At 61.7% G+C, this 832-nt stretch carries 2 protein-coding genes; both read left to right on the forward strand.

Annotated features, from left to right (window positions below):
• Window positions 1–500: ABC transporter permease (locus EGI20_RS01265; RefSeq protein ID WP_498628988.1), on the forward strand; the 500-nt coding region annotated here is incomplete at its 5' end.
• Window positions 501–509: 9 nt separating this feature from the next.
• Window positions 510–832, forward strand: a 323-nt coding sequence (locus tag EGI20_RS01270; protein WP_498628990.1) for an ATP-binding cassette domain-containing protein, incomplete at its 3' end; no start/stop codon positions are given.

Here is an 832-nt window from a genome sequence, read left to right on the forward strand (position 1 = left end):
TGATGCGTCTGGTCGACATGATGTACGCGGTGCCTTACCTGTTGATCGCCATCCTGATGGTGACCTTGCTTGGTCGCGAGTTCTATCTGGTGGTGCTGACCATCACCGTATTCTCGTGGATGGACATGGCGCGCGTGGTGCGCGGGCAGACGCTGGCGATCAAGTCCAAGGAGTATATCGAGGCGGCACACGCCATCGGCGTGTCGACCCCGGCCATCATCTTCCGCCATATTGTGCCCAACCTCTTGGGCATCGTGGTGATCTACACCACGGTGACCGTGCCGGGCGTGATCCTGACCGAATCGGTGCTGTCCTTCCTCGGTCTTGGCGTGCAGGAGCCGATGACCAGCTGGGGCGTACTGATCGAGGAGGGCACCGGGGTGATGGAAACCACGCCGTGGATGCTGCTGTTCCCCGGCGCACTACTGTCGCTGACGCTGTATTGCGCCAACTATATCGGCGACGGCATGCGCGACGCGCTTGACCCCAAGGACCGCTGAGGAAGCATCATGAGTCTGTTGCAAGTCAATAATCTGGGCGTCGAGTTCCAGACCGGCGACGGCGCGGTATTCGCCGTCAATGGCGTCAGCTTTGCGCTGGAGCGCGGCCAGACGCTGGGCATCGTCGGCGAATCCGGTTCCGGCAAGAGCCAGACCGTGCTGGCGATGATGGGCCTGCTGGCCAAGAACGGCCGCGCGACCGGCGAGGCGCTATACCACGGCCAGAACCTGCTGGCGATGAAAACGGCAGAGCTGAACAAGATACGCGGCAACCGCGTGGCGATGATCTTCCAGGACCCGATGACCTCGCTCAACCCTTATCTGACGGTAGA

This window comes from Aquitalea sp. S1-19, assembly GCF_024343515.1.